At 54.3% G+C, this 258-nt stretch carries 1 tRNA gene and 1 rRNA gene; both read right to left on the bottom strand.

Annotation, left to right across the window (positions count from 1 at the left end):
• Positions 1-34: 34 nt before the first annotated feature.
• Positions 35-111: transfer RNA gene (locus G3O06_RS48765), tRNA-Ile, on the bottom strand.
• Between the two features lie 64 nt (positions 112-175).
• Positions 176-258: ribosomal RNA gene (locus G3O06_RS48760) — 16S ribosomal RNA — on the bottom strand; the annotation flags it as partial.

The following is a 258-nucleotide window of genomic DNA, read 5'->3' as shown; positions in this document are numbered from 1 at the left end:
GTATTCCTCAGGTGTGTACCGCCACACAAGACGGTGGTGGGTCTGGTTGGATTCGAACCAACGACCCCCGCCTTATCAAGACGGTGCTCTAACCGACTGAGCTACAGACCCCTGAGTCTGTCTTTAAATTTACAGCCGATAAGCGTGAGCGCTCAACTTCGCGAGATAGCTCTGGAAAGGAGGTGATCCAGCCGCACCTTCCGATACGGCTACCTTGTTACGACTTCACCCCAGTCATGAATCCTACCGTGGTGACCG

The organism is Burkholderia sp. Ac-20345, from assembly GCF_017104825.1.
In the GTDB taxonomy this organism is placed as follows: Bacteria; Pseudomonadota; Gammaproteobacteria; order Burkholderiales; family Burkholderiaceae; genus Burkholderia; species Burkholderia lata_B.
The sequence above is the reverse complement of the archived record's forward strand: the minus strand, read 5'-3'. Positions and strand labels throughout refer to the sequence as shown.